At 46.3% G+C, this 9,835-nt stretch carries 5 protein-coding genes and 3 pseudogenes; 4 read left to right on the top strand and 4 right to left on the bottom strand.

Translation table 11 applies throughout. The features are described 5' to 3' along the window. From LPKJCM_RS12065 to LPKJCM_RS12045, 4 genes and pseudogenes are all read left to right on the top strand, one after another. Positions 1-1,271, top strand: a pseudogene (locus tag LPKJCM_RS12065) (ISLre2 family transposase); the annotation flags it as partial. 259 nt (positions 1,272-1,530) lie between these two features. Beyond that, a complete protein-coding gene (locus LPKJCM_RS12060; RefSeq protein WP_057962793.1) occupies positions 1,531-1,857 on the top strand; it encodes a heavy metal-binding domain-containing protein in 327 nt (108 codons plus the stop codon). 377 nt (positions 1,858-2,234) lie between these two features. Continuing rightward, positions 2,235-4,352, top strand: a complete 2,118-nt coding sequence (locus tag LPKJCM_RS12050; protein WP_225364203.1) for a surface layer protein SlpB — start codon at positions 2,235-2,237, stop codon at positions 4,350-4,352. Between the two features lie 28 nt (positions 4,353-4,380). Continuing rightward, positions 4,381-5,865: pseudogene (locus LPKJCM_RS12045) on the top strand (hypothetical protein). A gap of 176 nt (positions 5,866-6,041) precedes the next feature. On the opposite strand, the gene LPKJCM_RS12040 reads toward LPKJCM_RS12045, so the two are convergent. The 4 genes and pseudogenes from LPKJCM_RS12040 to argJ all read right to left on the bottom strand — a co-directional run bounded on the left by LPKJCM_RS12040 (position 6,042) and on the right by argJ (position 9,822). Further along, on the bottom strand, positions 6,042-6,575 hold the full coding sequence (locus tag LPKJCM_RS12040; RefSeq protein WP_057962796.1) for a hypothetical protein: 534 nt from the start codon (positions 6,573-6,575) through the stop codon (positions 6,042-6,044). Positions 6,576-6,673: 98 nt separating this feature from the next. Next, the gene (gene argD, locus LPKJCM_RS12035; protein ID WP_057962797.1) at positions 6,674-7,837 is read right to left on the bottom strand and encodes an acetylornithine transaminase; all 1,164 of its coding nucleotides are present in this window, start codon (positions 7,835-7,837) and stop codon (positions 6,674-6,676) included. Between the two features lie 13 nt (positions 7,838-7,850). Further along, positions 7,851-8,601 (bottom strand): annotated as a pseudogene (gene argB, locus LPKJCM_RS12030) (acetylglutamate kinase). A gap of 12 nt (positions 8,602-8,613) precedes the next feature. Further along, positions 8,614-9,822: a bifunctional glutamate N-acetyltransferase/amino-acid acetyltransferase ArgJ gene (gene argJ, locus LPKJCM_RS12025; protein ID WP_057962798.1), complete on the bottom strand. Its 1,209-nt coding sequence runs from the start codon at positions 9,820-9,822 to the stop codon at positions 8,614-8,616. Positions 9,823-9,835 lie beyond the last annotated feature (13 nt).

Raw genomic sequence — 9,835 nt, 5'->3', positions numbered from 1 at the left:
TAAATTAGCACTAGAAGAAGTTGATGACGGCTTAGTTGAAGAAACTAAAAAGCAAGGCTATCAGATTGAAAAGAAAAATAAGCGCTCAGTTGTGACTGCCTTTGGTGAGATTAGCTATTGGCGCAGAAGATATGTCTGTCCAGGCAAGAAGGCCCAATACCCACTGGATAAGCTAATGGGTTATGACAAATACAAGCGTTACAGTGTTTTGGCAGTAAAAGATGTTTTGCAAGTTAGTGCTGTGGCTACTTACCGCAATACCGCTCTAGCAGTTAATACCCTTTCTTGTTTTAAGATTAGTCACAGCCAAGTTGGCAAGCTGATTGTGCAAGCAGGCAAACAGATTAAAGCACAGCAGCAGTCTGAGGAAAGATACGATGGCATTACCCAAAAGAAAAAGGCGCCAGTGCTTTATCTTGAAGGCGATGGCGTTGTGATCAAGGGCACCAAGTTTCATCGCTATCAGGTCTGCGAGGATATTATTAATTTAAGCAAAACGCGCAGGAAAAGAGTTTGTTTCTTTAAGCCGCTTGGATGCTTTACAAGAAATTAAAGCTTATTTAGCCAATACCTATGACTTAAGCGATACTTTAATCATCAGTAATGCCGATGGCGGTGCTGGCTATGCCAAGAAAGATTTTGATGAAATAGTTGGCTATTGCCGGCAGCACGAACACTTCTTGGATGTCTTTCACTTGAATAAAAAGATCAAGGACCGTTTAGGCTTTATGCCGGCTATGCAAAGCAAATTGATCAGTGCAGTTGAGTTTAAATATGACCGTCACTTAACTGATGTGATTTTAGACACGATTGAAAGCAATCTGGTTGATGAGCTGAATACGCCAGAAAATCATGAAAACCTAAAGCGGCTGCGCAGCTATCTTCATCGTCGCTGGGTGGATATTAAGCCGTTCAAAATGCGTCATTTGTCAGTAATTAAGGCAATTGGCTGCTGTGAAAGCAATCACCGCAAGTATACTTATCGCGTCAAAGGGCAAGGAAAATACTGGTCAGAAGATGGTGCCGAAGGAATTCTGCGTGTACTAACTTGTATCAAAAACAATGAGCTGGAATACTGGCTTAGCAGTGAGTTTGCAGGTGGACAACTCGATATTGGTGATCAGGAAGAATTGAAAGGTGCAGTTCGTGCCAGCCTAAGAAAGACGCATGAAGCTCATCTAGGCATTCATCATGGAGCAATCGAAAGCTTAACAGCAGGTCATAGCTATTTGGATGATTTCGGCAGAAAATTAAGTCAAATAAATATTTAAGAAATTAAGGTCAGACTAATGGTTAATAGCCTACCGCAAAAATATTGACACTTACGTTACATTTTAGCTTTCAAATCAACCTGAAGCACGTTATAATATTTACTGCATGGTGATGACGATCTTTCTAAACCACATTTAGCGTCTCACAAATGCATCCCGTCTGACCTTGGTCCGGCGGGTTTTCTTATATCAGGCTTGTTCTGTCAGCAATTTATGCTACACTTATGACAGATTCAGACAAAAATTGGAGGTAGCAATCATGGCAGAAGACCATTTTATCATTTCAACGACCGAACACATCCCAGGAAAAGAATACGAAGTGATCGGAGAAGTCTTTGGGTTAACCACCCAATCTAAAAACGTTGTCCGAAACATCGGTGCTGGCTTGAAAAACATTGTTGGTGGCGAAATTAAGGATTACACCAAGATGTTGGATGAAGCCCGAAACATTTCCGTTGACCGACTGAAGCAAAACGCAATTGAAATGGGTGCCGATGCGGTTGTCATGATGCGGTTTGACTCCGGTTCAATTGGCGCTGACATGCAGTCGGTGGCGGCTTATGGGACTGCGATTAAGTATAAATAAATAGATTTTTTTGATTTAGAGGTCTGAAGGCAGGTTGTCTTCGGGCCTTTTTTCTATGGTTTTGGAAAGATATTCAGGAGGCAATTGAATGATAAGCCTCGCCAGCCAAAAGCCTGACTCGGCTTTTGGCCGTTCTTTCCTGCTATTTTGTTGAAACGTGCTTCGGGGGGCAGCAATTGGTTTCTAAGCCTCTCCTGCCGAAAGCCAGACTCGGCTTCCGTCCGGAGAGGCTTAGAAACCAATTGCTAAACGCCCCCCTTCGCACTCTTTGTAAAGGTTCCGTAAACACCCCGTAAAAGTTTAACCAACTTTAATTCAAATAGATATTTTCACGATACTATGAAATGGCAGGAACTAAATCTTGGAAATTCATGGAGATGAAATTAATGATTGTTAAGTTCAAAAGTTCGATCTTTATCTCAGCCGTTGCCTTGGGGCTCCTTGGAGTTAGTTGCGTGAGTGTTCCACCCGCCCACGGAAGTGCCGCCAAATTGCTCCCGGCTGATCGCCCCTTGACTGGAAATTCTGCCCCTCAAAACGTTACCTTTACCGGAAATTTCGCCCTCTACTCCAAACCACCCGTTAGTAGGGGTGCCCACATTGTTGCCGGCAAGGCAACTTTAAGTCAGCTTGCCAAATCGACCTCTTCAGCCGACAATTTTGTTGCTGAACGTCAGTTAACCGCCAAAAATGGCTCCCTTTATTACAAAGTGACGGCTTTTAGCGGCCAATACCACGGCTGGATTTACGGCGGCAAAAAAGCCGGCCATTTTGGCGGTGGCCTCGAAGCCTTCAAGACGTTCAACCAAACGACCCCACCAACTAATTTAAGCAAATACACCTTCAAAATTGCGGCTCCCGGCTTCCAAAACGATGGTAAAACCGTTACATACAAAGCCCCACTCAACACAACCTATCAAGCCGGCAAACAAATTGGTGACTCCGTCAGATATGCCGACGCCACCTTTAAAATTGATGGTATGGGCACCCGAGCCCGTGAAGGTGACGTTTGGGTTCACATCAGTGCCATCAATTCTGCCGATGCCAAAGCAAATGGTTGGATTTTGTATAAGGGCCTTCGCCAAGCAGAAGCGCCAATTCCTAATAACGCCTTGAGAATCGACCTGGTTGATGCCAAGGGAAATTTGATTCGCTACATCAACTACACCAGTACCAACGCCCAATATGATCAACCGCTGGGGGTCCCATATGAGACTTCCTGGACACTTGGCAATGATGATTTAGCCAACATTCAAGTTGCCGTTCGACAAGCGCTTCAAGGCACCGGTTACACTCTGGACACGATTTCTGCCAATCAAGCTGGCTTTCTTGCTCAGGCTAAATTTGGTCATCGTGCTTCACTGACCGTTAAAAGCGCTGGTCCAATTCCCGGTAACGCAGTCCGCATTAATCTGGTCAATGACGTCAACGCGGTAATCGATACAGTTGACTACGCCCCAACGAACGGGCAGCCGGGCCAGTTGCTGGGTACAAATTCAAATGGATCAGCCTCATTAAATGATACGGATCAAAAAGCAGTTCAGTCCGCTATTTCAACCGCCTTAAAGGATTCCGGCTACCAACTCACCGACTTATCTACAGATCAAATCTCCGACCTGGCGAAAACCAAATTTGGTAGTGCTGTCTACCTCAAGGCTGCCAGCACAGATACGCCAATCGCCGATAACGCCGTCAGAATTAATTTTGTCGACCCAAGCAGTGGAAAAATCATCAAGTCAATTGACTATGTCAACACCGATTCGGATAACCCGGCCAAGAAAGGAACCACCCTGGGATCCCAAAAATCCGGAAAGTGGCTTCTTGGTGATCGTGACGTGGTTGAAATCAACGCACTGGCCGCATCATCATTGTCCGGAACGGGTTATCTCTTGGATCAAGAACATCTCTCCGACGACCAACAGCGCACTTTAGCCCAGGCTAAGTTCGGCAGTTCCGTTTCGATCAATGTCGGCAAGCCAAACAATTCGACACACGTCAATTTATACGCCACCGACGCTTCAGCGGACAGTGCCAACACCCAAGAGTTGACACCAACCGGCCTAACGTACGTGAACAGCAGCTGGGAATTCCCAGACGTTGGTGGCAGCAGTCAGCCAACCTACAGCCAATTAAGTGCAGTAGACATCGCTGGACTGTCGGCAACTAACCTGGCTAATTTCAAACAGGCCCTGGCAAAGTACAGTGCCGATTCGCTAACCACCATTAACACCAGTTTCAAATCTGCAGCCGAGATGCAGTATGTCGATAATGGTCAAACAGCCAGCTTAAATCAGACAGATTTGGATTCAGTCAAAAACAATTTGAAGACCAGTAGTTGGTCAACCCTTCAATCACCAAAATATCCGGGCTTCACTAAAGACGTGAACGGGTCAATTAGGATTACTTGGCAAACCATGACCTACCACGCTCAATCAGTCAAACAAAATGCCAACGATCAATCACTCAGCGTGACCTACACCGTCGACGCACAATAATCAATCATTTAGAAAAGGACGAGATAAGATGAATAAACCTTTAAGAACCCTGCTGACGTTTGCCTTAGCCTTCACCGCTGCTGGTGTCCTCGTCGCTTCAACAAACGTTCAAGCAGATATCATCGACGTTCCCGGTGCGGTCAAATCAATTCCCCAGGTCAACGCCGGAAATGTCCTCACCAACTATGATTCAAGTGACCTCAAGAATATCGATAATACTTCGCCGATTGGCAATATGGATCGTCAATATAATCAAGGAACCATCGATTCCACGCAAGACAACGCTGGGGACACCTTTGCGACCACCAATGCGACTACGACGACCGCCAATTCGTTTAAAACCCAGTGGTTCCTCCCCGACGGTTTCAACGTCACTGACTATCAGCACGGCAATTTCCAGAGTGTTGCATTAGACGATTCCGGTAACGTGTACTTTGTCGAATCCAACGGTAGTGATACCAATCTTGGTGTCATCATCAAATTTGATACCAACAAACTCAAACAACTGGGATTGGAAAATGATCCGATGGCTTTGTGGAACGCCTTTAACTACTTTAATCCGTACACCGAAGAAGGAATCGCTCATAACAACCAATATGACGACTTGTACGAATCGATGAAGGACACCTTTAAAAACGTCAAGTCACTGACTAGCCGGGAACAAACTCTAAAATCAACGATTAATAATCTGAACAACGCCAAACGAACAGCCCAAGCCAACTATCGAAAGGCCCACGGCACAGTCAAGAAACGTTTGGCAACCAGCTTGAAAACAAGTTCTCAAAAGGCTGCCGCAGATCGAACCAAACTTGCTGGCTTACAAAAACAAATTGCGAACGGCCAGTCCCGGATTGCTAAAATCAAGGCCAAAAATCCCGAGCTATTCAAGAATATCGAAATTGCTGAAACGGTTCAGCTCAGTCCCCAAGTTGATATTGGCCACGGCCAAACGCTAACCTTCAATCCACAAAATAAGCACCTGTACCTGGTTGAAGATAATACGTTGACCGACCTGCGCAACCGAGATGAAAATAATACCGTTCTGGAAATGGATCCTAACACGATGGCACCAATCAGACAATACAATTTCAAAATGTTCTAGGGAACAAAGGGCAACCTCCAGCTGCATACGCTAGTCTTTGATAAGAACGGTAACGCCTACTGGGGCCGAAAGAACGGCATGGGCTACATGTTCTTCTATGGTCGACTCGACGAAAATAGTGTCAAATTTGCCGCCGCACCCGAAAAATTAAAGACTCGTGGCGGCTCGCCTAATCAAGGGGTTGCTTTCAACAACGTCAATAATCGAATTTACGTGGTTTCAGACGACGTCTTGACCTCAATCCCCGTTGATAAGTTGACTGCCGGGACCGCTACGCCGGATGACGTCAACTACGCCGTTTTCCAATCCAAACGGGAATGGGAGTGTCTGGCATTTGACTCGCAGGGATATGGACACCTCCTCGCATTGTGGCCGGCAGAATTGATGAAAAGTACCGAACCACTGAATTAAACCCGATCATCCTAAACATACGATAAAAGGGGCTGGGACATTAGTTGTTACGGTAGTTTTTGTTGCAACTCTGATTACCACTTTTATATTGATAAAACTTGCGACAAACGGCTGATCCCGGCCATTTAACAAATAAACGCAGTCATTCCAAAATCCGGAATAACTGCGTTTATTTGTTAAATTCTGGGATCAAAGCGCCTTTCGTCCCAATCTCTTTTAGTATGTTTTGTCCGCCTAACAAGTGCATAGATCAGCCAAATTGGGCCGGAAACAATGACGATTAAATTTAAGACCAAATTTTTGAAAATACTGAAACCAAAATCAGAAGCGCCCTTGTATGATTGGGTTTGTGAATAACGAAATTCCCAAGGATTCACTCGAACCCCATTAGCTGACCAATCATGGTGCTTATGATTTGCCTGGACATCTGCATGATGCAGGCGCAAGGCCTTATCCTTGTATGTTTCAAATTCAACTGATTTTTGGCTGTAGATTGACGTCATCAACATCCTAACGATCGGTACCACCAAAATGGTCTCTAGCAAGAAGTACCAGTCCCAAGGAGATAAGTTGAATACCATCCGAAAGCTGCCCCTCGCGTACCAGTCAAGCAACTTTACCGCACCGTCATAAAGGTAGATCAACAGCAGCGCGACAAAGCCACCCAACAAGGCCCAACAATACCTCAATAGTTGTTTACTTGTCTTCAAGCTGATCGCCTCTCAATGGCAATAGATTATCTTAAAGATACCCGATGCCATGAGGGAAGTAAAGAAAATATTAGAGATAGTCACATTTGTTTCACATTTTATACCGATTGGGTGCCAACCTTGGCATCAACAGTTGCCAATACACCAGCAATCTGGTCAACACCCGCTAACAGATCGGCTTCGCTCATTACCAATGGTGGCAGTAAACGCAGTGTGTTGTGCTTGGCTGATAGCGTCAGCAACCCCTTGTCTTGAAGTTGACCAATGATATCCTCGACGTTAACGGCATGATTCAGATGAATCCCAATCATCAGGCCTAACCCACTCACACTGTCCACAACATCCAGTGGTGAAATCTGTTTGTGGATGGCTGCAAAGACAACCTTGGACTTTTCTTGAACGTGAGCCAAGAAATCCGGGGTTAACTGCTCCAAAACAGCTTTGGCAGAGGCCAAGGCAATCTTATTGCCGCCAAAGGTGGTCCCGTGTGACCCGGGTCCAAACGCCGATGCCAATTCCTTTTTACCCAGCATGGCACCAATTGGCAGGCCATTGCCCAACGCTTTAGCACACGTAATAATGTCAGGATCCAGACTGAAGTGTTGGTAGGCAAACTTCATCCCGGTTCGGCCAATTCCGGTCTGGACTTCGTCGATGATTAACAACACCCCTTGATCATGACATTTAGCGGCGACTTTTTTCAGCCACTCACCGCTGCCATCAACCACGCCGCCTTCACCTTGAATCACTTCTAAAATCACGGCAGCCAGCTCATCATTAATCGCCTCAAGTGCGTGGGGATCATTGTAATCAGCGAAACTTACCTCTGGAACCAGTGGCTTAAAGCCGGCCTGGATGTCGGGATTCCCGGTCAACGACATCGACCCATAAGTTCGGCCGTGAAAGCCATTGTTAAATGCCAGGACTTTTCCCTTTCCAGTTTTCTTGCGGGCCAATTTAAACGCCGCTTCATTGGCCTCGGTTCCTGAATTGCAGAAAAAGGCGAGCATTCCGTCCGAACACAGAGAAGCCGCGACTTCATCCTGTAAGCTGCTGGGATACAGATTCGAGGTATGCCAAACTTTTCCGAGTTGATTCAGCACACTCTGCTCAATCCAGTCATTGCTATAACCGAAGCTGCAAACGCCGATTCCGCTGGTGAAGTCCAAATACGATTTGTGATTGCTGTCCACTAAATGCCAATCATGCCCCGAGACAATTTCCATTGGGTATTGGGCATAGGTTGGAAAAATATGTTCCATATTCTGACACTCCTTAAATTGCCAGCTGCTTGACCGATAAACGAGTCCCTGAATGCTGCAGCTGATTAGTAATTTTAACTTCTTTAACGCCATGCTTTAAAGCATCGAATGCGGCTTTGATTTTTGGCTGCATCCCCGATTGAATAATTTCAGCCTCAAACAGCTGATTGGCCTTCTGCAGGCTCAATTGATCAATGACGTGGCTGTTAATCATTACACCCGGAACATCCGTTACCAAATATAGTTTTTCTGCTCCCATTAATCGTGCAATTGCCGCGGCGGCCACATCACCATTCACGTTCAAATACCGCCCTGATTCAGTCACTGCCAGCGGCGCACACACGCCAATGCCACTGGCCAGGGCGTGGTTTATGTAATCCTGATTGACCTCAGTAACCTGCCCCACTTCGCCATAGAGTGTCTGATTTAAATAATCACCAACCAACACTTTTTTGTCCGCCAGCATTTAATCCGACGACAGGAAGGCCATGAGCAGATAACTGCCGACATAATGCCGGCTGAACCAGTCCTAGCAAGACGGCTTGAGTGACTTTGAGGGTTTGTGCGCTAGTAACTCGGACCCCATCGATTTTTTTCACCGGTAAATTGAGTTGGCTGCTCCACTCCGAAATTTGTGGCCCGCCACCGTGGACAATCAAAATTTGTTTGCCCATGTTACGCCAGATGCGGAGCTGTTCAAAAAATTCTTCGGTCAGCTGATGCGTGGCGTGACCGCCAACCTTGACGACAATTATCTGACTCATTTTCTTCACCTCCTAGCTTCGATATGATGCATTAATTTGGACATATTGATAAGTAAGATCGCAACCCCAAGCAGTCCCAGTTGCTTTGCCGGCGTGCAGGTCGACGTCAATCACAACCTTGTGTTGTTTGAGGGTCTCTGCGACTTTATCATCCTCAATGCCAGTCCCCAAACTGTTGTGAACCAGCTGTAAGTGATTGATAGCGACACTGACGCCGTTTAAATCAACGTGGGCACTTGTTTGGCCGATTGCCTGCATGATTCTGCCCCAATTGCCGTCTTCGCCGAAGACCATCGCTTTGACCAAATTTGATCCGACAATTGCTTTGGCAACCTGTTGGCTTTCCTGATGATCGTATGCGCCAGAAACGTTCACTTCGACCAACTTGGAGGCCCCTTCGCCGTCACCGGCAATTTCCTGGGCTAAATGGGTTAGTACTTTCTTGAAGGCTGACACAAAGGTTGGGTAATCCATGGCATCTTTTGTTAACGGCTGATTTCCGGCTGCACCGTTCGCCATCACGACAACCATGTCGTTGGTTGATGTGTCGCCATCGACAGTAATTTGATTGAAGGTTTCATCGACCGTTGTACTGAGAAGCTGCTGAAGTTCAACTCCGGCAATCGCCGCATCAGTCGTGACGAATCCCAGCATTGTGGCCATATTGGGATGGATCATCCCTGATCCCTTACAAAAGCCGGTAATGGTTACCTTCTGGCCGTCAATCAAGCACTTCACCGTTATCGTTTTGGGATGGGTATCGGTCGTCAGGATCGCCTTGGTGACGCCAACGTTTTCGGTCAGCTTCAGTTGTGAAATACCTGCCTTAATCTTATCCATTGGCAACGGCTCACCAATCACCCCAGTGGAGGCAATTCCCACTAATTTTGGATCGATTTGAAGGCGTTCGGCGGCCATTTTCTGCATCATCAAGGCATCAGTTTCTCCTTGGGTGCCATTGCAAGAATTGGCGTTGCCACTGTTCATGACCACCGCCTGTAATTGATGTGCCAAATTAATCGTTTGCTTGGTCAGTTTAGTTGGTGCCGCTTGGAACTGGTTGGTTGTGTATACCCCAGCGGAGCTTGCCGGCGTACTGGAATACAGCCAACCCATATCATCTTGATCGGGCTTGAACCCGGCGTGGGTCGAATCAGCGGAAAAGCCCTTCGGCCATGTGAATTGACTTGTTTCAATCAATGCGTTACCTGTTATCTGCATTCAAATCTCTCCT

This window comes from Lentilactobacillus parakefiri (genome assembly GCF_002157585.1).
Lineage (GTDB): Bacteria > Bacillota > Bacilli > Lactobacillales > Lactobacillaceae > Lentilactobacillus > Lentilactobacillus parakefiri.
Note: the sequence above shows the minus strand (reverse complement) of the source record. Positions and strands in the feature narration are given on the sequence as shown.